20 protein-coding genes are annotated in these 23,651 nt (G+C 71.4%); 8 read left to right on the plus strand and 12 right to left on the minus strand.

Going from position 1 to position 23,651, the window contains the following annotated elements:
* Positions 1–27 precede the first annotated feature (27 nt).
* Positions 28–2,118 carry a TonB-dependent receptor plug domain-containing protein gene (locus HZU84_RS02950; RefSeq protein ID WP_149503041.1) on the minus strand — a complete coding sequence of 697 codons (2,091 nt, stop codon included), beginning with the start codon at positions 2,116–2,118 and terminating at the stop codon, positions 28–30.
* Between the two features lie 259 nt (positions 2,119–2,377).
* On the opposite strand from HZU84_RS02950, the gene HZU84_RS02955 reads away from it, so the two are divergent.
* From HZU84_RS02955 to HZU84_RS02965, 3 genes are read left to right on the plus strand one after another with little or no spacing between them, the layout of a single operon-like run.
* Positions 2,378–4,567, plus strand: coding sequence for a TonB-dependent receptor family protein (locus HZU84_RS02955; RefSeq protein ID WP_244954440.1), 2,190 nt, complete (start codon positions 2,378–2,380; stop codon positions 4,565–4,567).
* Positions 4,568–4,606: 39 nt separating this feature from the next.
* Complete coding sequence (locus tag HZU84_RS02960; RefSeq protein WP_149503040.1) at positions 4,607–5,428, plus strand: quinoprotein dehydrogenase-associated SoxYZ-like carrier; 822 nt, start codon at positions 4,607–4,609, stop codon at positions 5,426–5,428.
* Positions 5,429–5,438: 10 nt separating this feature from the next.
* Positions 5,439–6,488, plus strand: a complete 1,050-nt coding sequence (locus tag HZU84_RS02965) for a quinoprotein relay system zinc metallohydrolase 1 (protein ID WP_149503039.1) — start codon at positions 5,439–5,441, stop codon at positions 6,486–6,488.
* Here HZU84_RS02965 and HZU84_RS02970 read toward each other — a convergent pair.
* From HZU84_RS02970 to HZU84_RS03010, 9 genes are all read right to left on the minus strand, one after another.
* Positions 6,467–7,576, minus strand: coding sequence for a substrate-binding domain-containing protein (locus HZU84_RS02970; protein ID WP_149503038.1), 1,110 nt, complete (start codon positions 7,574–7,576; stop codon positions 6,467–6,469). The two genes, HZU84_RS02965 and HZU84_RS02970, sit on opposite strands and share 22 nt — an antisense overlap.
* A 40-nt stretch (positions 7,577–7,616) precedes the next feature.
* Positions 7,617–7,919: a hypothetical protein gene (locus HZU84_RS02975; protein ID WP_149503037.1), complete on the minus strand. Its 303-nt coding sequence runs from the start codon at positions 7,917–7,919 to the stop codon at positions 7,617–7,619.
* 28 nt (positions 7,920–7,947) lie between these two features.
* On the minus strand, positions 7,948–8,202 hold the full coding sequence (thiS, locus tag HZU84_RS02980) for a sulfur carrier protein ThiS (protein WP_149503036.1): 255 nt from the start codon (positions 8,200–8,202) through the stop codon (positions 7,948–7,950).
* A 19-nt stretch (positions 8,203–8,221) separates the two neighbouring features.
* On the minus strand, positions 8,222–9,550 hold the full coding sequence (locus HZU84_RS02985) for an NAD(P)/FAD-dependent oxidoreductase (protein WP_149503035.1): 1,329 nt from the start codon (positions 9,548–9,550) through the stop codon (positions 8,222–8,224).
* Positions 9,551–9,569: 19 nt separating this feature from the next.
* Complete coding sequence (locus HZU84_RS02990; protein WP_149503034.1) at positions 9,570–11,417, minus strand: aldehyde ferredoxin oxidoreductase family protein; 1,848 nt, start codon at positions 11,415–11,417, stop codon at positions 9,570–9,572.
* Positions 11,418–11,462: 45 nt separating this feature from the next.
* On the minus strand, positions 11,463–11,936 hold the full coding sequence (locus HZU84_RS02995; protein ID WP_037479503.1) for a 4Fe-4S dicluster domain-containing protein: 474 nt from the start codon (positions 11,934–11,936) through the stop codon (positions 11,463–11,465).
* A 189-nt stretch (positions 11,937–12,125) separates the two neighbouring features.
* Positions 12,126–13,001 (minus strand): ABC transporter substrate-binding protein, encoded by an 876-nt coding sequence (locus HZU84_RS03000; RefSeq protein ID WP_244954439.1) that lies wholly within the window; start codon positions 12,999–13,001, stop codon positions 12,126–12,128.
* A complete protein-coding gene (locus HZU84_RS03005) occupies positions 12,989–13,735 on the minus strand; it encodes an energy-coupling factor ABC transporter ATP-binding protein (protein ID WP_149503033.1) in 747 nt (248 codons plus the stop codon). Before HZU84_RS03005 ends, HZU84_RS03000 begins: the two co-directional genes overlap by 13 nt.
* Positions 13,732–14,463 (minus strand): ABC transporter permease, encoded by a 732-nt coding sequence (locus tag HZU84_RS03010; protein ID WP_149503032.1) that lies wholly within the window; start codon positions 14,461–14,463, stop codon positions 13,732–13,734. The genes HZU84_RS03005 and HZU84_RS03010 overlap by 4 nt, the downstream gene beginning before the upstream one ends.
* Positions 14,464–14,619: 156 nt before the next feature.
* On the opposite strand from HZU84_RS03010, the gene moeA reads away from it, so the two are divergent.
* From moeA to HZU84_RS03025, 3 genes are all read left to right on the plus strand, one after another.
* Positions 14,620–15,894, plus strand: a complete 1,275-nt coding sequence (gene moeA / locus HZU84_RS03015) for a molybdopterin molybdotransferase MoeA (RefSeq protein ID WP_149503031.1) — start codon at positions 14,620–14,622, stop codon at positions 15,892–15,894.
* Between the two features lie 280 nt (positions 15,895–16,174).
* A complete protein-coding gene (locus tag HZU84_RS03020) occupies positions 16,175–17,911 on the plus strand; it encodes a PQQ-dependent methanol/ethanol family dehydrogenase (RefSeq protein ID WP_149503030.1) in 1,737 nt (578 codons plus the stop codon).
* Positions 17,912–18,167: 256 nt separating this feature from the next.
* Positions 18,168–18,869: a hypothetical protein gene (locus HZU84_RS03025; RefSeq protein WP_149503029.1), complete on the plus strand. Its 702-nt coding sequence runs from the start codon at positions 18,168–18,170 to the stop codon at positions 18,867–18,869.
* Here HZU84_RS03025 and HZU84_RS03030 read toward each other — a convergent pair.
* Complete coding sequence (locus HZU84_RS03030; protein WP_149503028.1) at positions 18,863–19,576, minus strand: ABC transporter ATP-binding protein; 714 nt, start codon at positions 19,574–19,576, stop codon at positions 18,863–18,865. The two genes, HZU84_RS03025 and HZU84_RS03030, sit on opposite strands and share 7 nt — an antisense overlap.
* Positions 19,569–20,825 carry a lipoprotein-releasing ABC transporter permease subunit gene (locus HZU84_RS03035; protein ID WP_149503027.1) on the minus strand — a complete coding sequence of 419 codons (1,257 nt, stop codon included), beginning with the start codon at positions 20,823–20,825 and terminating at the stop codon, positions 19,569–19,571. The genes HZU84_RS03030 and HZU84_RS03035 overlap by 8 nt, the downstream gene beginning before the upstream one ends.
* An 83-nt stretch (positions 20,826–20,908) precedes the next feature.
* Here HZU84_RS03035 and HZU84_RS03040 point away from each other — a divergent pair, with 83 nt between their 5' ends.
* Positions 20,909–21,898 carry a hypothetical protein gene (locus HZU84_RS03040; protein WP_149503026.1) on the plus strand — a complete coding sequence of 330 codons (990 nt, stop codon included), beginning with the start codon at positions 20,909–20,911 and terminating at the stop codon, positions 21,896–21,898.
* A gap of 8 nt (positions 21,899–21,906) precedes the next feature.
* Positions 21,907–23,637: a single-stranded-DNA-specific exonuclease RecJ gene (gene recJ / locus HZU84_RS03045; protein ID WP_149503025.1), complete on the plus strand. Its 1,731-nt coding sequence runs from the start codon at positions 21,907–21,909 to the stop codon at positions 23,635–23,637.
* Positions 23,638–23,651: the final 14 nt, after the last annotated feature.

The raw sequence follows: 23,651 nt of genomic DNA on the forward strand, positions 1-23,651 counted from the left end.
CGGTGCGCGTGATGCAGCGGCCCCGGCTCAGAAGATCATCTCGGCGCGCAGGCCGACGCCCGGACGGCTGATGACGGCCTGCGAGTAACCCAGATCCGGATGGATTTCCACCGCTTTCGCGGTGCCCAGGTTCCAGGCCCGCAGGCTCAGCGTGACATCGCGGCTGACCGCCCATCGGGTGCTGAGGTCGAGCACGGTGCGCGCATCCACCCGGGTGCCGGTGCTGGCGCTGCCGCGTGCGGCGGTGTGACGCACCCAGACATCCAGGCCGAGATGCGGCGTGAGATCGATCGAGGTGCGCCAGGACAGCAGGCGCGCGGGCAGACGCTCGCGCAGCCGCGCGCTGTCGCCGGCAGCAGCCGGGAACTCCTCGCCACGGCTCCAGGCGCCGCTGAACTGCTGGCGCAGCGAGGGCAGCGGATGCCAGTCGAGCGACAGCTCCAGGCCGCTGACCCGGGCCCGGCCAGGCACCCGCCGCAGCGAGGCGTCGAGGTGCGGCTGCGGGAACATCGACAGCTCGGCCCCGGTCAGTCCGGCCGCGTTGAAGCTCAGCGGATCGTAGTCGTGGCGGAAAAGCACCGCATCGAGCGCAAGCTGCTCGCCCCAGCGGCGCCGTACCCCGAGCTGCAAGGCACGCACCGACTCCACCACCTGACCGCTGGCGCTGCTGGCCAGCACCCGCACCGGCAGCGGATTGCCCATCTGTCCGGGCGGAATCACCGCCACCGCCACATTCGCATCGTTCTCGCCGCGCGAGGGCACCCGCACCGCACGCGACACCGAGGACCAGAGCGTCAGGTTCTCGTCGCTCGGCCGCCAGGACAGCGCCAGGCTCGGCTGCGTGCGGGTGCCGCCGAAGAAGGTGTGGTCGATGCGCAGTCCGCCCACCGCCACCAGCCGCCCGCTGTCGGAGGTCCAGCGATCCTGCGCGAACAGGCGCCAGTCGTTCATCTCGCGCCGCGCCGGCGTGAAGCTGCCATCGCCCAGGGATTCGTTGTGGTCGCGGTGATGTCGCAGCCCGCCGCCCCAGGTGAGCTGGTGGCCGGAGCCCTCGGGCCGCCAGGACTGCTCGACCTCCAGGTCGGCGGTGCGGCTGCGCATCTGCACGAAGCCGGCCTCGCCGCCCTGCTCGGCCATCAGCAGCCCGGTCAGCTTCAGCGAGGAGCCGCCGTTCAGCCGGTGCTCCAGCGCACCGCTCAGGTAGGCGCGGTCATAGTCCTGATGGGTCGGGACCTCCTGCCGGTAGGGCGGACGCACGATCTGGCGCAGCCGGGTGTCCTCGACCCGGGACTGCTCGACCTGGGCCTGCAGGTCCAGCCGGGTGCGCGCATCGATGCGGCGCTCCAGGCGCAGCCCGGCGGTGGCGGCGCGGGTGGCGTCATGCGCCTGGCCGCCCGCCTGAGCCTCGGAGGCGGACTGGCGCTCGACCTGCGCATGGGCACGCCATCCGCCGGCATCGTCGTCGAGCCTCTGGCCGGCACGCAGGCCCAGCCGCAGCGAGCCGTCATCGACCGCCTCGATCCGGGCGGCACGCCCGCCGCCGTCCGCCGGCCGGGTGATGATGTTGATCACGCCGTTGACCGCATTGGCCCCCCAGACCGCACCGGCCGGGCCGCGAATGATCTCGATGCGCTCGATCTCGCCCAGCGGCACCTGATGCGTCTCCCACAGCACGCCGGAGAACAAGGGCGAATAGATGCTGCGCCCGTCGACCAGCACCTGCAGCTTGTTCGAGAAGCGGCCGGTGTCGCCCCGCACCCCGACCGCCCAGCGCCCGGCCGACAGGCGCGCCACATCCACGCCGGGCGCCAGCCGCAGGATTTCCGGCAGCGAGCGCACCCCGGTGCGGGCGATGTCGTCGCGGGTGATGACAAAGACCGGTGCGGCCACATCGGCCAGGCGCTCGGCCTCGCGCCCGGCGCTGACCACCTCGACACGCATCAGGTCCTCGAGCGAGAGCTCGGCCAGCGCCTTGACTCCGGTGCCGGACTGCGCACCCGCCTGCAGCGGCAGACCGCCCCCCAGCAGCAGCGCCAGCATCGCCAGCGGCAGCCGGGGCCTCGGCAGCGACCGGGCAGCAGGGCGCAGGCAGAGTCGGTCTTGGAGAGCAGGCTTCATGGTGGCAAGAGCGCAGGGCAGCGTCCGGTGCAGGCAGTGCTGTCGATATCGGAGACCCTCCGGTGGTCTTGACCCTTCCGCCCGTGAACACGCCCGTGAACACGCCCATGAACACGCCCATGAACACGACTGTCACTTTCTGGCGCACCCGCGCGGCACAGATCGGAGGCGACGACACGGCACCGGGTAAATGCCGACTGGCCGCGCGGGTCACGGATCCGGACCATGCCCTGGATTCCAGAATGACCTGTCCCGCCTCATGATCCGCCCGAGCCCCCTTCGCCGCCTCGCCTCGCCGGCGCGGCTGTCCCCGCTGATGCTGGCCCTGCTGGGCGCCCTGCCCTGCACGGTCGCCGCCCAGCCGGCCGCCACCGTCCCGACCACGGCCGCCGCCGACCTGGAGCCGGTGGTCGTCACCGGCACGACCCGCGAGCGCCGCCTCGCCGAGCTGCCCTATGCGATCAGCGCGGTCGGCGAAGGCGCGCTGCGCGACAGCGGCCCGATGATCAACCTGTCGGAGTCGATGGCGCGCGTGCCCGGCCTGGTGGTGGCCAATCGCCACAACCACGCCCAGGATCTGCAGATCAGCAGCCGCGGCTTCGGCGCCCGTGCCGGCTTCGGCGTGCGCGGCCTGCGCCTGTATGCCGACGGCATTCCGGCCACCATGCCCGACGGCCAGGGCCAGGTGGCGCATTTCGACCTCGCCGGCGCCGAGCGCGTCGAGGTGCTGCGCGGGCCGTTCTCGGCGCTGTACGGCAATGCCTCCGGCGGCGTGATCGCGCTGTTCTCCAAGCCGGTGCGCGAGCGCCAGCTCGAGATCGGGCTGGATGCCGGCAGCGCCGGCCTGCGCCAGGGCCGGGTCGGCTTCGCCGCGCCGCTGGGCGAGGGTCTGGACCTGTCAGGCAACCTCTCGGACATGTCGATCGACGGTTTCCGGCCGCAGAGCGGCGCCGAGCGCCGTCTGGCCAACCTGCGGCTGAACTGGAAGGGCGAGCGCGACCGCATCACCCTGGCCCTCAGCGACCAGAACCAGACCGCCGATGATCCGCTCGGCCTGACCCGCGCCCAGTTCGAGGCCGATCCGGACCAGACCGCCGCGGTGGCCACCCAGTACGACACCCGCAAGACCATCCGCCAGACCCAGGCCGGCGCGAGCTGGACCCGCCAGTTCGACGCGGCCGGCGCGCTCTCGAGCACCCGGGTGTCGGCCTATGCCGGCTCGCGCGGGGTCAGCCAGTTCCTGGCGATCGCGCCGGCCACCCAGGCCAATGCCCGCCACGGCGGCGGCCTGGTCGACTTCGACCGCCATTACGACGGCCTCGATGCACGTGCGCTGTGGCACTGGGACCGGGTCGACCTGACCACCGGCCTGAGCCTGGAGCGCCAGAAGGACGATCGCCAGGGCCACGAGAACTACACCGGCACCGGTGCCAGCCAGGTGCTGGGCGTGCAGGGCCGGCTGCGCCGCGACGAGACCAACCGCGCCGACACCCGCGAGGCCTATGCCCAGGCCGACTGGGCCCTGGCCGACGCCTGGCAGGCCAGCGCGGGCGTGCGCAGCGGCCGGGTGCGCATGCAGGTGGCGGACCGCTACCTGGCCAATGGCGACGATTCGGGCGAGCTGAGCTACCGCTACACCAATCCGGTGGCCGGCCTGCGCTGGCGGGCCAGCCCGGCCTGGACGCTGCATGCGGCCGCCGCGCTCGGCCATGAATCGCCGACGCTGGGCGAGCTGGCCTACCGGCCCGACGGGGCCAGCGGCTTCAACACCGACCTGAAGGCGCAGACCAGCCGCCAGATCGAGCTGGGCGCCAAGTGGCGCGAGGGCGCGCTCTCGCTGGACGCCACCGTGTTCCACATCGCCACCGACGACGAGATCGGCGTGGCGACCAATGCGGGCGGCCGCTCCTCCTTCCGCAATGTCGGCGCCACCCGGCGCTGGGGCCTGGAGCTGGGCGGCGCCTGGCGGATGCAACCGGGCCTGCGCGCGCAGATGGCGCTGTCGCTGCTGCATGCGTCCTACCAGAACGGCTTTCGCACCTGCACCGGCGTGCCCTGCACGCTGAGTTCGGCCACCAACACCGCTGCCGTTGCGGCCGGCAATCGCATCGCCGGCACCCAGCCGGCCTCGGGCTTCGTCGAGCTGGCCGGCGTCGCGCCCTGGAGCGTCGACGGCGAGTGGGGCCTGGAGGCGCTGGCACGCGGCCGCACCGCGGTGAACGACCTCAACAGCGACTTCGCCGCCGGACATGCGCTGTTCAGCCTGCGCTACCGCCACCGCTGGACGCTGGATGCCGAGGGTGCGCTGGAGCTGCTGGCGCGCATCGACAACCTGGCCGACCGCCGCGTCGTCGGCAGCGTGATCGTCAACGACGCCAACGGCCGCCACTTCGAGCCGGCGGCCGGGCGCAGCGCGCTGGTGTCGCTGCGCTATTCGCGCCGGTTCTGAGGCGCCTCGCCACCTCGTCAGCCGCAACGGAGATCCTCGATGTTCCTCTCCTCGCGTCATCCTGTGCTCGCCTCGGCGGTGCTGGCCATCGCGCTGGCGGCGCTGTCGGCGGTGGCCGGCACCACCGTGGCCGACCTGTTCGAGGGCGATCCCTACCAGTCGCATCCCTGGCCGGACATGCGCCGCGAGTTCCTTGGCCGCGATGCGCGCACCGTCTTCGACGAGCGGGTGCAGGTCAAGGGCCCGGCCTTCGCCGAGGATCCGATGAACGTGCCGATCACCGTGTCGGTGCGCGACCTGCCCGGCATCGAGCGCATCGTCGTGCTGGTCGACCGCAACCCGATCCGCAAGGTGCTCGAGTACCAGCCGGTCAGCGCGCTGCCCAGCGTGTCCTTCCGCTTCAAGCTCGAGCAGGCCAGCCCGGTGCGCGCCGCGGTGCGCACCGCCGACGGCGTCTGGCACATCGGCGGCACCTGGGTCGACTCGGCCGGCGGCGGCTGCACCGTACCCGGCAGCACCCGCAAGGACGGCAGCTGGTCGCAGACGCTCGGCCTGGTCAGCGGCCGGGTCTTCGAGGCCACGCCGGTGCCCGGCACCGAGGAGATCGCCACCGGCAGCCGGCTGCGGCTGAAGATCATGCACCCGATGGACACCGGCCTGGTCGGCGGCATTCCGGCCTTCTATGTCAACCGGCTGAGCGTGCGCGACAGCGGCGACCGCGAACTGCTGCGCCTGCAGACCTACGAGCCGGTCAGCGAGAACCCGGTGTTCTCGTTCGACTTTCCCTCGAAGCCGGCCGGCACGCTGCGCATCGTCGGCACCGACAACAACGGCAACCGCATCGATGCGCGGCTGGAGTGAGGAGAGCGCGATGCCTGAGCTGTTTTCTGCCCTGCGCCCTGCTCTGCGGCCGGTCCTGCTGGGCGTGGCGGCGCTGCTGACCACCGCCACGCCGCCGGTCGCGGCACAGGCGCCGGCACCCGCACCTCGTGTCGATGTCGCCCGGCTCGACTACGGCCTGCAGGCGCGCTCGCTGGCCGACGGCGTCTGGGTGGTCGAGGGCGCCAACGACGACTTCTCGGTCGCCAATGGCTGCAACATCATCAATCTCGGCCTGATCGCCACCGCCGAGGGCACGGTGGTGGTCAACACCGGCACCAGCCGGCTGCACGGCCAGCAGCTGCGCGCGCTGGCCGAGCGCACCACCGGCCAGCGCGTCGCGCGGGTCGTTCACCTGAACCTGCATCCGGACTACTTTCTCGGCAACCAGGCCTTCGCCGACGTGCCACGCCTGGCCACGCCGGTCACGCGCGCCGGCATCGCCCGCGAGGCCTCGGCCTACGAGACCAATCTGTACCGGCTGTGCGGCGACTGGATGCGCGGCACCGAGACCCTGGCGCCGGATGCCGACCTGGCGGTGCCGACAGGCGGCCTCGGCGCGCTCACGGTCGGTGGGCGCACCTTCGACCTGATCGAGCTGGGCGGTCACACCGACTCGGATCTGGTGCTGATCGACCGGGCCAGCGGCGTGGCCTTCGTCGGCGGGCTGGTGTTCGTGCAGCGGGTGCCGACGACGCCGCATGCCCGGGTCGAGCGCTGGCTCCAGAGCCTGGACCGGCTGCAGACGCTGGGGCTGCGCACGCTGGTGCCCAGCCATGGCCCGGTGCAGATCGGCCCCGAGCGCGCGGCCGAGGGCATCGCGCAGACCCGGCGCTTCCTGCAGTGGATCGACCGCAGCTTCAGCGCCTGGGCGGCGCAGGGCTGGGACATGAACGAGGTGCTGCGTGCACCGGTGCCCGAGGAATTCCGCCAGTGGGCCGCCTTCCGCACCGAGTACGTGCGCAATGTCGCGCACCTCTACCCGATCTACGAGCAGAAGGTGCTGAATCAGGCCCGGTCTCAGGCGCGCGGCCTGCGGTAGTGCCACCAGGGCAGCGCGCGGGTCAGCGACAGCACCTCGCCGATGCGCTCGGCCGCGTGATAGCCGGGCAGACGCTCGAGCTGCTCGCGCCAGCGCGGCCCCTGCAGCACCTGGCCCAGGCGCTGCACCGCCGGGTGGTCGAGCGTTTCCTTCAGGCCGACCAGAAAATAGTCCTCCTCGACCAGCGGCACGAAGTCCAGCCCGAAGGCCTGCGCCGCAGCCTCGATGCCGAGACCCGCATCGCCCTGGCCCGAGGCCACCGCGGCGGCCACCGCCAGATGGCTGTCCTCCGCGCCCTCGTTCCAGCCGGCGAGCGTGGCCGCATCCAGCCCGGCGCGCTCCAGCAGGTGATCGGCCAGCAGCCGGGTCGCCGATCCCGGCTGGCGGTTCACATAGCGCAGGTCCCGGCCGGCCAGATCGCTCAGCTCGCGCACGCCGCGCGGGTTGCCGGGCGCGACCATCAGGCCCTGCATCCGGCGCGTGCAGCCGATCAGCTTGTGACGGCCGGGCTTGAGCAGCGGCTTGAGCGCCTGCGAGAACAGCGGCACCGCCTGACCGAGCGCCGGCACATGAAAGCCGGCGACCTGGCAGCGTCCCTCGGCCAGCGAGCGCAGCGCGTCCAGGCTGCCGGAGAACTTCAGCTCGATGTGCAGCCGCTCGTCCTGGCTGGCCAGCTCGCGCAGCCGCGCCAGCGCGAGGTCGTGGCTGGCATGAATGGTCAGCACCTGCTGGGTGCCGTCGAAGGCGTCGGCCAGCACATGCTCGAGTTCGGCGCGCAGCGCCTCGATGTGCGGGGTCAGCCGGGTGCGGGCCTGGCGCTCGGCCCACAGCAGTCGGTCGGCGAAGGGCGTCAGCCGCGCCGGCTGGCCCTGGGCCCAGGTGACCAGCGGCTCGCCCAGCGCCTCCTCCCACTGTTTCAGCGCGCCCCAGACATGACGGTAGGAGGCGCCCAGCGAGCGTGCCGCATGCTGGATCGAGCCGCACTCGTGCACCGCGCTGAGCAGATCGAACAGCGGATTGCCGATGTCGGCGCCGCGCTGGTCCGGCGGGCCGAAGGTGTACTGGAGATGGATGCCGCGGGTCTTCATGGGCCGCGACGATAGCGGAAAGCGCGACGCGCTCCGCGTCTCAGCCGCCGCCGCGCTGCATCCAGAGATCGAAGCGACGCATGAAGCGCTGGCGCTCGCAGGCCTCGACGTCCGCGTCGAAGCGGAAGTCCACCGCCAGGCGGGGCAGGCTGATCAGCGCGATGCGGCGTGGCTCGAGCGCACGCCAGAGAATCGTCAGACCACCCGAGCCGATGGGCTCGATGCGCGCCTGGCCGGACTGCAGCGCCAGCGCGCGGCCGTCGACCGCGCCGGGCAGCCAGCCCAGCCACTCGGCCTCGGTGCAGCCCTGCTCGCGCGAGAAGGTGGCGGGAACGTCGTTCATCCGGGACCGGGCTGCAGCATCGGCCGCGTCAGCCACCGGCGATCGGCGGCCAGATCGCCAGCGCGTCGCCGTCGGCCAGCACGCGCGCGGCGCGCTGGTCGGCCGCGACATAGCTGCCGTTGACCAGCACCAGATGCACCAGCGCGGGCGGCAGCTGGAAGCGGTCGATGACCGCAGCCACCGTCGAGCCGTCCGGCACCTCCAGATCGACGGCATTGCCCGGCGGGCGGTCGGCCGGCAGGTGCTCGGCCAGCATCGCGAACAGCTTGAAGGTGATCCTCATGCCAGCATCATGCCCTGCATCACGCCTTGGCGCGAACCCATCCGAAGTCGCCCTGGGCCTGCGCACAGGCCAGATAAGCCTCCATCAGCAGCGTCGGATCCTCGAGCAGCCGGTCCTTCCAGTCGCCCAGACGGACCTGCCCCTCGACCAGGCCGCGCATCACGCCGACATGCTCGGTCCAGCCGATCGAGTTGCAGCCGACCAGGATGTCACCGTCGAACTGCAGGCTCAGGTGCCGACCTTCGTCGCGGTCGGTCAGCTCCACATGCTGGCCGCCGGGCACGCCGTCCCACTTGCCGAAGGACGCCGAGATCATGCCCAGCGTGTCGAGCACGTTGATCTGCGTGACGCCCTTGAGCGTGGCGTCGCGCCCGATCATGTTCATCGCGGCCACGCGCGCCTGCTCGGCCGCGTTGGGCTGGATCGCGCTGACGATGGTCCGGCCGCTGACCTTGTCGAAGGCCTCGGCGCAGTCGCCTGCGGCGTAGATGCCCTCGACATTGGTCTGCAGCCGCTCGTCGGTCAGCACGCCGACCAGGCAGGTGATGCCGGAGTTCTCGAGAAAGCCGATGTTCGGGCGCACGCCGGTGGCGCTGATGACCAGGTCGGCGGGCAGATGCTCGCCGCTCGACAGGCGCACCGTCATCGGCGTGGCCGGCACATGGTCCTCGATGCCGCCGGCCTCGGCCAGGCGGTCCATCAGGTCCGGCGCGCGGCGCTCGATCGCCTCGACGCGGGTGCTGGTGAACACCCGCACGCCCTTCTTCTCGCACCACTCGCGGATCATGGTGCCGGCGGTCGGCCCCATCATGCGCGGCACCATCCGGTCGCCCATCTCGACCACGGTCAGCTCGACGCCGCGCTGCTGCAGCGCCTCCATGATGATGCAGCCGATGAAGCCGGCGCCCATCTGGATGACCTTGGCGCCCGGGCGCGCCAGCGCGGCGATCGCGCGGGCGTCCTTCAGCGTCCAGCACGGATGCACGCCGCGGCCGTGAATGCCGGGAATCGGCGGCGAGGCCGGCGACGAGCCGGTGGCAATCAGCAGCCGGTCGAAGGCCAGCGTACTGCCGTCGTCGAGCTCGACGCTGCGCGCCTGCACGTCGACGCGCTTGGCGCGACCGCGACGCAGCGAGATGCCCTGCCGCTCGTAGTGGCCCTCGCCGTGGCGCAGGTGCGTGCCCTCCTCGCCGACCTTGCCGATCAGCAGGTAGGGAATCGCCATGCGCGAGTACGGCGCCTCCGGCTCGTCGCCGATGACGATGACCTCGTCATGCGGCGCGTGCTTTCGGATCGTCTCGGCCGCGATGACGCCGGACGGACCGGCCCCCAGGATCACGTGCCTCATCGTGTTGTGCCTCTTGTGCTCAGAGACCCAGGCGCTCGCGCGTCTCGGGCTTCAGGCGGCCTTCGGTGTCCCAGCCACGGATCTCGTAGTACTTGGGCAGCATTTCCGGCAGCTTGTTGACCAGGCCCTTGGCCGGACCGGTCTGCGCAGGCTCTTCCAGCAGGCGCTTGGGCAGCGTGTCGTCCTTGGCGGTGAAGCCGGCGCGGTTGTTGAAGTCGCGCTCCATGTTCCAGATCCGCTCGCCGATCTGGTTCAGGTTCTCGAGCGTGAACTCCTCGCCGCAGGCGGCGGCCACCTGCGGCTGCACGTCGGCCAGCGTCCAGGCGAAGCTGGTGAAGATGCAGATGCCGGCGGCGTCGAAGGCGGCGGTCGCGTCCTGGAAGGCCATGACCAGTTCCGGCTTGCCGTCGGCGGTCAGCGGATCGGTCTTGACCGGAATGCCCAGCACTTCGGAGGCGATGGTGTAGGAGCGCAGGTGGCAGGCACCGCGGTTCGAGGTCGCGTAGGTCAGGCCCATGCCCTGCACGCCGCGCGAGTCGTAGGCCGGGAATTCCTGGCCCTTGACGCTCATCGACAGCTCCGGGTGGCCGTACTTCCTGCACAGGCGGGCCGAGCCCTGGCCGATCTCGACGCCGAAGCCCTCGCCCCGGGCGGTGATCTCGGCGAAGTGGGCCAGCGCGCGTGCATCGCCGAACTTGGCGTCGATGCCCAGCTGCTCCTTCGTCAGCACGCCCATCTCGTAGAGCTCCATCACCGCGCCGATGGTCGCGCCGAAGGAGATCGGGTCCATGCCCTGCTCGTTGCACAGCACGTTGGCGTACTGCAGCGCCTCCAGGTCGTTGACGCCGTTGGCCGCACCCAGCGCCCAGGCCGCCTCGTACTCCAGGCCGCCCGAGGCGCCCCAGTACTTCGGCTTGTTCTCGACCGTGAAGTGGGTCTTGTCGATCTTGGAGATGCGGCCGCACGCGATGGTGCAGCCGAAGCAGGCCTGGTTGGTCACCAGGTGCTTCTTGCCGTCGGTCGCGCGCGGGGTGGCCATCGCCTCGGCGCCGATGTCCTTGGCGCCCTCGAACTGCACGTCGCGGTGGTTGCGGGTCGGCAGCGCGCCGATCTCGTTGATGACGCTCATCAGCACCTGGGTGCCGTAGGTCGGCAGGCCCGCGCCGGTGACGGCGTTGTCATGCAGGATCTTCTTCTTCTCGAAGGTGACCTTCATGAACTCCTTGGGGTTGGCGATGTTGCCGACGCCCTTGGTGCCGCGCACCGCGACCGCCTTCAGGTTCTTCGAGCCCATCACCGCGCCCACGCCCGAGCGGCCGGCCGCGCGGTGCAGATCGTTGACGATGGCCGAGAACAGCACCTTGTTCTCGCCGGCCAGACCGATGGTGGAGATGCGCAGCAGCGGATCCTGATGCGACTTCTTCAGCGACTCCTCGGTCTCCCAGACGCTCTTGCCCCACAGGTGGGAGGCATCGCGCAGCTCGGCGACATCGTCGTTGATGTAGAGGTAGACCGGCCTGGCCGAGGCGCCTTCGACGATCACCATGTCCCAGCCGGCAGCCTTCAGCTCCGAGCCCCAGTAGCCGCCCGAGTTCGAGCAGGCGATGGCGCCGGTCAGCGGGCCCTTGGTGATGACGGTGTAGCGCCCGCCGGTGGAGGCCATGGTGCCGGTCAGCGGACCGGTGCACCAGATCATCTTGTTGTCGGGCGACAGCGGGTCGACGGTGGCATCCATCTCCTCGACCAGATACTTGGTGCCCAGGCCGCGCGAGCCCAGGTACTGCCTGGCCCAGTCCATGCGCAGCGGTTCGCTGGCGACGGTGCCGTTCGTGAGGTTGACGCGGAGGATCTTTCCTGCCCAAGACATGTGTGTGCTCCTAGTGCCGGGTGAGGCGGATGTTTCTGGACAGGATCAGGCGGAGGCCTGGTTGCCGAGCTTGTCGGCCCAGGCCTTCATCTTGTCGATGCCGGTCCAGTTCGCGTCGATGAAGGTGATGGCACCGGTCGGGCAGGCCTCGGCGCAGGCGGGCTCGCCGCCGCAGAGGTCGCACTTCTGGACCTTGCCGGTTTCCTGGACATAGTTGATGGTGCCGAAGGGGCAGGAAATCGTGCAGACCTTGCAGCCCACGCAGGTGGTCTCGGCGACGACCTTCGCGCCGGTGGTCTTGTCGATGGTGATCGCCTCCACCGGACAGGCGTGCAGGCACCAGGCCTCGTCGCACTGGGTGCAGGTGTAGGGCACCTTGCGGCCGGTCTCGTGGAAGTCGAAGACCTTGATGCGGGACTTCGCCGGCGCAAACACGCCGTAGTTCTCGTACGAGCAGGCCATCTCGCACTGCAGGCACCCTGTGCACTTGTCCGGGTTCAGGTGGAGGCTTTTCTGCATGGTCGGTTCTCCGTGATCGGCAGATGTCTATGCAATCATCTGCATATCGACCGATGCGAGGAACCTAGGCCTAACCCTAGAAACCGAAGGGGAACCGATCCGCCCCGCGGTTTTTTCGGGGGCGGGCTGATGTCCGAAGTTGCAAATGCTCCAGACTGAGACAGGCCCCGGAGCCGGGGCCTGGCGCGCTCAGCGCGGCGCGTTCGGGAAGAAGAGCTGCTCGCCGCCGACCTTGTAGGACGCGATCGAAGCCTGTCCGGCCGGCGAGGTCACCCAGTCGGCGAAGGCCTGCGCGGCGGCCTGCTTGACATGTGGGTGCTTGGCCGGATTGACCACCATCACGCCGTACTGGTTGAACAGCGCCTTGTCGCCCTCGACCAGCACGGCCAGATCGGCGCGGTTCTTGAAGCTCAGCCAGGTGCCGCGGTCGGTGAAGACATAGGCACCGGTGGAGGCGGCCATGTTCAGCGCCGGACCCATGCCGCAGCCGCATTCCTTGTAGCCGGAGGGCTTGGTCGCGCCGGGCGCGGCCAGATCACTGCCGGCCTGGCGCCACAGGCGCAGCTCGGCCGCGTGCGTGCCGCTCTTGTCGCCGCGCGAGATGAAGGCGGCGCCGGAGGCGCCCACCTTGCGCAGCGCCTCGGCGATGGTCGCGCCCTTGACCCTGGCCGGATCGGCGGCCGGGCCGACCAGCACGAAGTCGTTGTACATGACCGGCACGCGCTTGAGTCCCCAGCCCTCGGCGACGAACTTCTCCTCGGCCACCTGGTCGTGCACGAAGACGACGTCGGCGTCACCGCGGCGCGCCATGTCCAGCGCCTGGCCGGTGCCGACGGCCACGACACGCACCTCGATGCCGCTGGCGGCCTTGAAGCTCGGCAGCAGATGCGCGAACAGGCCCGACTGCTCGGTCGAGGTGGTCGAGGCCATGACGATCGACTTCGCCGCGTCCTGCGCGGCCGCGAGGCCCGGCAGCACCGCGGCCACGCACAGCACCACGGCCGCCACCAGGCGGCGGCGCAGCGGCTTCATGCTCGGGCTCGGGTTGGAATTCAGGGGGTCCATGGCAACTCTCCTTTGAGGAACTGGACGGCTTCGGGCGGCAGCGGGTCGTCGGCCGGCGCCTCGAAGAAACGGCCGGTCGGCCGGTCGGCGACCAGGCGGCCGCCTTCGAGATAGAGCACCCGGGTGGCCAGGCGCTTGACCTGGCCGAGGTTGTGCGTGCTCATCACCAGCGTCAGGCCGGCCTGGGCGAACTCGGCGATCAGCGCCTCGACCTCGCGCCGGGCGCTGGGGTCGAGGCTGGCGGTGGGCTCGTCGAGAAAGAGGATGTCGGGCTGCAGCGCCCAGGCCCGTGCCAGCGCCAGCCGCTGCTGCTGGCCGCCCGAGAGCGCACGCGCCGGCCGGTCGGCGCAGGACTGCAGGCCGACCCGCGCCAGCGCATCGAGCGCGCGTGCGCGCCGCTCGTCGCGCGGCACCCGCCCGAGCCACAGCGCCAGCATCAGGTTGCGCCAGACCGACAGGTGCAGCAGGAAGGGCCGCTGGAACAGCATCGCCGCGCGCGGCAGCCGGTCGTCGGCGGGCAGGCGATGCAGCTCGCGGCGGCCGCGCGCCGGCAGGATCAGCCCGTGCAGCAGCCGCAGCAGCGTCGTCTTGCCCGAGCCGTTGGCGCCGACCAGCGCGATGCGCTCGCCGCGGTGGATCTGCAGGTCGAGCGGCTGCAGCGCCTGCTGCGCGCCGAAATGCACCTGCGCGCCCTCGAGCGACAGCAGCAGCGGTGCCGGTGGCAGCGTGGTCATGCCCAGGCCTCCTGAGTGCCGCGGCCGGCGCCCGCCTCGGCTGCGCGCCAGCGCACCAGCGCGATCAGCAGATGCAGGCTGCCGACCACGCCCAGCAGCACCAGGCCCAGCGCCAGCGCCAGCGGCAGATCGCCCTTGCTGGTCTCCAGCGCGATGGCGGTGGTCATCACCCGGGTCGAGCCGGCGATGTTGCCGCCGACGATCATCACCGCGCCGACCTCGGCCACCGCCCGGCCGAAGGCGGTCAGCAGGATGGTCAGCGCCGCCACCCGCTGGTTCAGCAGCAGCAGCGCGGCCGATGTCATCGGCCCGGCCCCGAGCGAGGCGAGCTGGTCGCCGCCTTCCTGCAGGCCTTCGCTGACCAGGCGGTGCGTCAGCGCGGCGATCAGCGGCACCACCAGGATGCTCTGCGCGATCACCATCGCGGTCGGCGTGAACAGCAGGCCGAACGCGCCCAGCGGCCCGGAGCGCGACAGCAGCAGGTAGACCGCCAGACCCACCACCACCGAGGGCAGCGCCAGCAGCGTGTTGAGCAGCCCCAGCACCGCGCCCCGGCCGGGAAAGCAGGCCACCGCCAGCCAGGCGCCCAGCAGCCCGCCGGCCAGCGCGCCCAGCAGACAGGCGCTGGCGCTCACCCGCAGCGACAGCGCGACGATGTCGAGAAGCACGGGGTCGAGCGAGGAAATCAGGCGCCAGGCCAGGCTCAGGCTGTCGGAGAAGGTGTTCATCGGGCGGCGGCATCGGAACGGACGCGATTCTTGCCGCAGCGCCCGCCGCTGACCATATGTCGCCGACTGCATAGCCGGCGCGGGCGGGCATCGCCCTATCATCGGCCGATCGATCCTCTGACCGGCGTGCGCCTGCCCGGCCGCGCCCCACCGACCATGCCCGAACTCGGCCCCTCCCCCCTGATGACCGGCGGCGACTCGCTCGACGTCGCCGCTGCCCGTGCCGCCATCGCCGCGGCGATCCGCCCGATCGACGGCCGCGAGACGCTGCCGCTGCGCCAGGCGCTCGGCCGCGTGCTGGCCGAGGACGTGATCTCGCCGATCGACGTGCCGGCCCATGACAATTCGGCGATGGACGGCTATGCCTTCGCCGGCAGCGCGCTGGCCGACGGCGCCGAGACGGTGCTGCGGGTGGCCGCCACCGTGCATGCCGGCGATGTGCCGACGATGACGACCGCGCCCGGCGACTGCGTGCGCATCATGACCGGCGCGGTGATGCCGCCGGGCCTCGACACCGTGGTGCCGCAGGAGCTGTGCCGGCTGGAAGGCGGCCGCATCCGCATCGCGCCCGGCACGCTGCGCGCCGGCGACAACCGCCGCCTGCGCGGCGAGGACCTGAGCCGCGGCCGCCCGGCGGTGGCCGCCGGGCGGCGCCTGCGCCCGGCCGACCTGGGCCTGATCGCCTCGCTGGGCATCGCCGAGGTCGCGGTGGTGCGCCGGCTGCGGGTGGCGCTGTTCTCGACCGGCAACGAGCTGCGCACGCTCGGCCAGACGCTGGACGCCGGCTGCATCTACGACAGCAACCGCTACAGCCTGATGGGCGCGCTCGAGCGTCTGGATGTCGAGGTGATCGATCTCGGGCTGGTGCGCGACGACCCCGAAGCCCTGGCGGCCACGCTGGACGAGGCCATCGCGCGTGCCGACGTGGTGCTGACCAGCGGCGGCGTCAGCGTCGGCGACGCCGACTTCACCAAGGACCTGCTGGCCCGCCGTGGCGAGATCGCGTTCTGGAAGGTCGCGATGCGGCCCGGGCGGCCCTTCGCCTTCGGGCCGCTGCGCCGCGCCGAGCAGGCCGATGCGGCCTGGCTGTTCGCGCTGCCGGGCAATCCGGTGGCCGCGCTGGTGACCTTCTACGCCTTCGTGCGCGACGCGCTGCTGACGCTGGGCGGCGCCACGCCGCAGCCGCTGCCGGTGCTGCGCGCGCGCTGCACGACGCCCGTGCGCAAGCGCCCGGGCCGCACCGAGTTCCAGCGCGGCATCGTCTCGCCCGGCGCGGACGGCCGCTGGGAAGTGCGCCTGACCGGCACCCAGGGCGCCGGCGTGCTGCGCAGCATGAGCGAGGCCAACGCGCTGGTGGTGCTCGGCCATGCGCAGGGCTCGGTGGCCGCCGGCGACGAGGTCGAGGTCTGGCTGTTCGACGGTCTGGTCTGAGCGGAGTCCGAGACGGGGCCCTCAGGCGGCCCCGCGGCGTACCGTGACACGGATGTGCGAGGCTGGAACAGCCCTCCGCATTTACCCTGGATCGGGAAGCGTTCCCGAGGCCCGGGAAGCATCAAAAGCGACCGCAAGGGCGGCTGCACGCGGGCTGGAGCTAGTAGGTTCCCCAGGGTTCGCCGGTCTTCTGCCAGTGGCACATTTGTTGCCCGGGAAACGTTCCCGAACGGCACCCTCGCCGTTCCGTGACACAGCCACCTCTCCGAGGAGACCGACCATGCAGAAGAAACTTCTGAGCCTGCTGGTGTGCGCCGGACTTTCGTCCATCGCCCACGCCACCGTGACCGACAAGATGATCGAGAACGACGCCGCGACCCCCGGCGACGTGCTCAGCTGGGGCATCGGCCAGGAAGGCCAGCGCTATTCCCCGCTGAAGAAGATCAACACCAGCACCGTGTCCAAGCTGGTGCCGGCCTGGTCCTTCTCCTTCGGCGGCGAGAAGCAGCGCGGCCAGCAGAGCCAGCCGCTGATCCACAACGGCAAGATGTTCGTGACGGGTTCGTACTCGCGCATCTTCGCGCTGGACGCCAAGACCGGCGCCAAGCTGTGGAAGTACGAGCATCGCCTGCCCGACGGCATCATGCCCTGCTGCGACGTGATCAACCGCGGCGCCGCCCTCTATGACAACCTGGTGATCTTCGCCACGCTGGACGCCCAGCTGGTCGCGCTGAACCAGGACACCGGCGAGGTGGTCTGGAAGGAGAAGATCGACAACTACGCCGACGGCTACTCCGCATCGGCCGCGCCGCTGATCGCCGAGGGCCTGCTGCTGACCGGCGTGTCGGGCGGCGAGTTCGGCATCGTCGGCCGCGTCGAGGCGCGCAACCCGAAGACCGGCGAGCTGGTCTGGGTGCGCCCGACCGTCGAAGGCCACATGGGCTACAAGTTCGACAAGGACGGCAACAAGATCGAGAACGGCATTTCCGGCGAGCGCGGCAAGACCTGGCCGGGCGACCTGTGGAAGACCGGCGGCGCGGCCACCTGGCTGGGCGGCAGCTACAACAAGAAGACCGGTCTGGCCTACTTCGGCACCGGCAACCCGGCGCCGTGGAACAGCCACCTGCGCAAGGGCGACAACCTGTACTCGACCTCGACCGTCGCGATCGATGTCAAGACCGGCCAGATCAAGTGGCACTACCAGAGCACTCCGAACGACGGCTGGGACTATGACGGCGTCAACGAGTTCGTGACCTACGAGGAAGGTGGCCAGGTGCTGGGCGGCAAGGCCGACCGCAACGGCTTCTTCTACGTCAACGACGCCAAGACCGGCAAGCTGGTCAACGCCTTCCCCTTCGTCAAGAAGATCACCTGGGCCACCGGCATCGACCTGAAGACCGGCCGCCCGAACTTCGTGCCGGAGAACCGCCCGGGCGACCCGACCGCCTCGGCCGACGGCAAGAAGGGCGGCTCGGTGTTCACCGCCCCGTCCTTCCTGGGCGGCAAGAACCAGATGCCGATGGCGTACTCGCCGGAGACCAAGCTGTTCTACGTGCCGGCCAACGAGTGGGGCATGGAGATCTGGAACGAGCCGATCACCTACAAGAAGGGTGCCGCCTACCTGGGCGCCGGCTTCACCATCAAGACGCTGGGCGACGGCCCGATCGGCGCGCTGCGCGCGGTCGATCCGAAGTCCGGCAAGATCGTCTGGGAAGTGCCCAACAACGCCCCGCTGTGGGGTGGCGTGCTGACCACCGGCGGCAACCTGGTGTTCTGGGGCACGCCGGAAGGCTATCTGCAGGCCGCCGACGCCAAGACCGGCAAGGTGGTCTGGAAGTTCCAGACCGGCTCGGGCATCGTGGCGCCCCCGGTCACCTGGGAAGACAAGGGCGAGCAGTACATCGCCGTGGCTTCGGGCTGGGGCGGCGCCGTGCCGCTGTGGGGTGGCGACGTGGCCAAGAAGGTCAGCTTCCTCGAGCAGGGCGGCTCGGTCTGGGTGTTCAAGCTGGTCAAGTGAGATCGCCCGAGCCAGTGAACACGGCCCGTGCGGGTGAGGTGATTCCTTGACCCGCTGATCCGTGACCGCACGGTCCAGGCCCCGCTTCGGCGGGGCCTTGTCGTTTGTGCGCCTCAGTGCGCATCGACGGCGAGACCGCAGGCCGGATCCACCCGGCCGAGACACGGAGCATTACCGTTTTTTCCACAACAGGGCACGATCTCCACAAAGGGCAACACCGAGAATCGGGCACTTCACCCCCGGACTGGCTCGCCTGATGACCCGCCTTCTCTCGCCCTCCCGCTGCCGCGCCCTGGGCGCCTGCCTCGCCACCGCCTTGCTCGCCGGCTGCGGCGGCGGCCATGACGACGATCGCTTCGACGTGCGCGCCGGCCTGCGCAACCTGATGACCCAGCCGCGTGCGCTGACGCTGACCGGCAGCAGCGGCACCGTCAGCTACACGCTGACGCTGACCAACACCCCGCAGCAGGCCGGCACCTATCCGCGCACGGCCCAGGTCGGCGCCCGCAGCGAGCTGGTCAGCCGGCTGTGGGTGAGCGCCGCCACGGTCGACACGGTCAGCGCCCTGAACCATCTGGACAGCGACGGCCTGGCCTTCGGCTCGACCGACGGCAGCGGCCGCTGCACCGACATCAGCTCGACGCCGACCGCCGCACTGCCGACCGCCGCGCTGCGCACCCAGAGCGGCCCGCAGGCGGTCCACGAGGAATACGACAGCTGCAGCGCCAGCGCCACCCGCCTGGGCAAGGCTGCCTCCAGCTGGCGCCTGGTCGGCGAGGACAATGACCGCTGGACGATGCTGTGCGTGCAGTCGGTGCGCATCAGCTCGGTCAGCATGGTGGTGGGCGCGCTCACCGAGCACTGCCACGAGATCGCCTCCGACGGCACGATCGGCGCCCGTGCACGCGCCACCGTCACGCTGAGCAGCGGCACCGCGCTGACGATGAAGAACTACTGACCGGCGATGCGGCCCTTGTCGATGCGCAGCGTACGGTCGCAGCGTGCGGCCAGCTCCGGATCATGGGTGACCAGCACAAACGCCGTGCCGCGATCGCGCGCCAGCGCCAGCATCTGCGCGAACACCGCGGTGGCGGTGTCGCGGTCGAGGTTGCCGGTGGGCTCGTCGGCCAGCACGCACGAGGGATCGCTCACCAGCGCGCGCGCGATGGCCACGCGCTGGCGCTCGCCGCCCGAGAGCTCGCCCGGCCGGTGCTCGACCCGCGCGGCCAGCCCCATGCGCTCGAGCGCCTGCGCAGCGACCTGGCGGGCCGCAGCCAGCGGCTCGCGGCGCATCAGCAGCGGCATCGCCACATTGTCGAGCGCGCTGAACTCCGGCAGCAGGTGGTGGAACTGGTAGACGAAGCCGAGGTGGCGGTTGCGCCAGCGACCCTGCTCGGCCGCATCCATCGTCGAGAGATCGCGCCCGGCCAGCAACACCCGGCCGCTGCTGGGCGCGTCCAGCCCGCCCAGCAGGTGCAGCAGCGTGCTCTTGCCCGAGCCGGACGAGCCGATGATCGCCACCGTCTCGCCGCGGTGGATGCGCAGGTCGACGCCGTGCAGCACGGTGACATCGGGGCCGCCCGCACCGCCCTCGCGGAAGCGTCGCACCAGGCCGGTGGCCTGCAGCACCGGATCGACAGCACCGGATCGAAGGGCCTCATTCATAGCGCAGCGCCTCGGCAGGGTTGACGCGGCTGGCGCGCCAGCTCGGATACAGGGTGGCCACGAAGGCGAGCGCCAGCGAGATCAGCCCGATCGGCACGATGTCGGCCGCCTGCGGATCGCTGGGCATGCTCGAGATCAGGTAGATGCTGCCCGGCAGGAAGGAGGCGTTGAACAGGCGCTCCAGCGCCGGCACGATCACGTCGACGTTGAAGGCCACCGCCAGACCCAGCGCCAGGCCGCCCAGCGTGCCGATCACGCCCGAGGTCGCGCCCTGCACCATGAAGATCGCCATGATCGAGCGGGGGCTGGCGCCCAGCGTGCGCAGGATCGCGATGTCGGACTGCTTGTCGGTCACCGTCATCACCAGGGTCGAGACCAGATTGAAGGCCGCCACCGCCACGATCAGCGTCAGGATGATGAACATCATGCGCTTCTCGATCTGCACCGCGTCATACCAGGCGGCATTGGTGCGGGTCCAGTCGCGCACCAGGAAGGCGGGGCCGAGCTGGCCGCCCAGCCGCGCCGAGACCTCGCGCGCGGCCTGCTGATCGGCTAGGCGCAGCTGGATGCCCTGCGGGCCGCCGGTGCGGAACAGCCGCGCCGCATCGTCGATGTGCATCAGCACCAGGCCGCTGTCGTATTCATAGTGGCCGGCCTCGAAGACGCCGGAGACGGTGACCTGCTTGAGCCGCGGCACCACCCCGGCCGGCGTGGTCTGCCCGCCCGGGGTGACCAGCGCGATCGTGTCGCCCGGCGCCACGCCGAGCGAACGCGCCATCTGCAGGCCGATCAGCACATTCCACTGGCCGGGCTGCAGCGTCGCCAGCTCGCCGTCGCGCAGCCTGGCGGCCAGCGGCGTGACGCCCGGCTCGTCGGCGGGCGAGATGCCGCGGATCATCGTGCCGCGCATGTCCTCGCCGCGCGCCACCAGCGCCTGCGCGGCGACGAAGGGCGCGGCCGCCTTCACCTGCGGATCCTGCGCGGCACGCCGGGCCAGCGCCTGCCAGTCCTCGATCGGCTGGCCGTCGGCGGCATGGATCTCGACATGCGCGATCACGCCGAGCATGCGGTCGCGCACCTCCTTCTGGAAGCCGTTCATCACGCTCAGCACGATGATCAGCGCCGCCACGCCCAGCGAGATGCCCAGCATCGACACGCCCGAGATGAAGGAGATGAAGCCGTTGCGGCGACCGGCGCGACCGGCGCGCGTGTAGCGCCAGCCGATGCGGATTTCGTAGGGCCAGTTCATGGGGAGGCGATGCTACCCGAGTCGGGCGACGGATAATCCCGCCGCCCGCCCTGCTGTCCGTCGTGCCCGCCGACCTCGCCCCGATGCCCACCTCCGCTGCCGCCCCTTTCGACCACCTGCTGATCCCCCACGCCAGCGCCGCCTCCGAGGCCGGCGCGGCCGCGCTGAAGGTGGTGAAGCTGCCGAATCTGGCGGCGCTGCTGGCGCGACTGCAGCCACTGGCAGACGCCACGCCCGAGGCGGACGCCGACGAATACAGCCTGAGCGCGCCGCACGAGCGCGCGCTGGCCGCGCTGCACGGCTGGTCGGGCGAGGACGGCCGCCTGCCCTGGGCCGCGGCCGACGCGGCCGACGACGGCCTGCGCGCGGACGCCGACACCACGGGCGCGCCCTGGGGCCGGCTGACGCCGGTGCACTGGCATGTCGGCAGCGATTCGGTCACGCTGGTCGATCCGGCCGCGCTCGCGCTGGACGAAGCCGAGTCGCGCGCGCTGTTCGAGGCGGTCAAGCCCTCCTTCGACGCCGAGGGCTGGACGCTGCTGTGGGGCGCGCCGCTGCGCTGGCATGTGCGCCACGAGGCGCTGGGCGGGCTGGCCTGCGCCTCGCTGGACCGCGCGGTCGGCCGCAACCTCGACCTGTGGATGAGCGACGCGCCCGAGGCCCGCCGGCTGCGCCGGCTGCAGGTCGAGGCGCAGATGATCTGGCACGAGCACCCGGTCAACGCCGCACGCGAGGAGGCGCGCGCGCTGACGGTCAACTCCTTCTGGCTCGACGGCTGCGGCGCCGCGCAGCCGCGCCGGCCGCTGGCCGAGGCGGGCGTACAGGTCGACGATCGGCTGCGTGCGCCGCTGCTGGCCGGCGACTGGGCCGCCTGGGTCGCTGCCTGGCAGGCGCTCGACGCCGGTCCGGTGGCGGCGCTGCGCGCCCGCGCCGAGGCCGGCGAGCCGGTCACGCTCACCCTCTGCGGCGAGCGCCACGCGCGCCGCTTCGACCTGAAGCCGCGCGGCTGGCTCTCCCGGCTGATGGGCGCGCCGCGCCCGGCCGACGCCTCCGCCCTGCTCGCCTCGCTCTGAATCCGACCATGACCCCGCAACTCGAACTCCGCGATGTTCCGCCCCGCGCCGCCTGGGCGCTCGAGCAGGCCGGCGTGCATCCGCTGCTGGCGCGGCTCTTCGCCGCCCGGGGCGTGAGCCGCGCCGACGAGCTCGACGACGGCCTGGCCCGGCTGCTGCCGCCCGACACGATGAAGGGCACGCCGGAGGCCGCGCAGTTGCTGGCCGACACGATCGACGCCGGCCGGAACATCGTCGTCGTCGCCGACTACGACTGCGACGGCGCGACCGCCTGCGCGGTGGCGCTGCGCGGGCTGGCGATGCTGGGCGCGCGCCCCGGCACGCTGCACCATGTCGTGCCCGACCGCGCGGTGCACGGCTACGGCCTGACGCCGCCGATCGTCGATCTGGCGCGTGTCTTCGACCCGGCGCTGCTGGTCACCGTCGACAACGGCATCGCCGGCCATGCCGGCATCGACCACGCGCACGCGCTCGGCATCCAGGTGCTGGTGACCGACCACCACCTGCCGGCGGTCGATGCCGAAGGCCGTCCCGACCTGCCCGGCGCCGACGTCATCGTCGACCCGAGCCAGCCGGGCTGCGCCTTCGAGAGCAAGGCCATCGCCGGCGTCGGCGTGATGTTCTATGTGCTGCTGGCGCTGCGCGCCGAGCTGCGCCGGCGCGGCCGCTTCGACGCCGCCAGCCAGCCGCGGCTGGACGCGCTGCTCGACCTGGTCGCGCTGGGCACGGTCGCCGATGTGGTGAAGCTCGATGCCAACAACCGCCGGCTGGTCTCGCAGGGGCTCAGGCGCATCCGCGCCGGGCGCATGCAGCCCGGGGTGGCGGCGCTGTTCGCTGCGGCCGGGCGCGATCCGCAGCGCGCCGGCTCGACCGACTTCGGCTTCGCGCTGGGCCCGCGCCTGAACGCGGCCGGACGGCTGGCCGACATGTCGATCGGCATCGCCTGCCTGCTGTGCGACGACCCGGCGCAGGCGGCAGAGCTGGCGCGCACGCTCGACGCGATCAACCGCGAGCGCCGCGATGTCGAGGCCGGCATGCGCGAACAGGCCGCGCTGCTGCTGGAGTCGCTGATGCCCGCAGGCACGCCGCCGCCGGCGATCGTGCTGCACGACGAGGCCTTCCACGAGGGCGTGGTGGGCATCGTCGCCGGGCGGCTGAAGGAGCGGCTGCACCGGCCGACCTTCGTGTTCGCGCTGGGCGGCGACGGGCTGCTGAAGGGCTCGGGCAGGTCGATTCCGAACTTTCATCTGCGCGACGCGCTCGACCGGGTCAGCAAGCGCCACCCCGCGCTGCTGCGCCGCTTCGGCGGCCATGCGATGGCGGCGGGCTGCACCATCGCGCCGCAAGACTTCGACGCCTTCGCGCAGGCGCTGCAGGACATCGCCCGCGAGGAGCTGGACGAAGCCACGCTGCAGCGGCGCCTGGCCACCGACGGACCGCTGGAGCTGCGCTGGTTCGAGGCCGACACCGTCTCGCTGCTGGAGGCGCAGGTCTGGGGCCAGGCCTTCGACGCGCCGGTCTTCGTCGACGAGGTCGAGGTGGTCAAGCAGCGCCTGATCGGCGGCGACAAGCACCTGAAGCTGTCGGTGCGCCATGCCGGCCAGCTGCGCGACGCGGTCTGGTTCCACCACGCCGAGCCGGTGCCCGAGCGGGTGCGGCTGGCCTACCGGCTCGCGCTCGACACCTGGCAGGGCCAGTCGCGGGTGCAGATGATGGTCGAGGCGGCCGAGCCGCTCTGACCCGCGCCGAGATC

It is taken from the genome of Sphaerotilus sulfidivorans (genome assembly GCF_013426975.1).
Taxonomy (GTDB): domain Bacteria; phylum Pseudomonadota; class Gammaproteobacteria; order Burkholderiales; family Burkholderiaceae_C; genus Sphaerotilus; species Sphaerotilus sulfidivorans.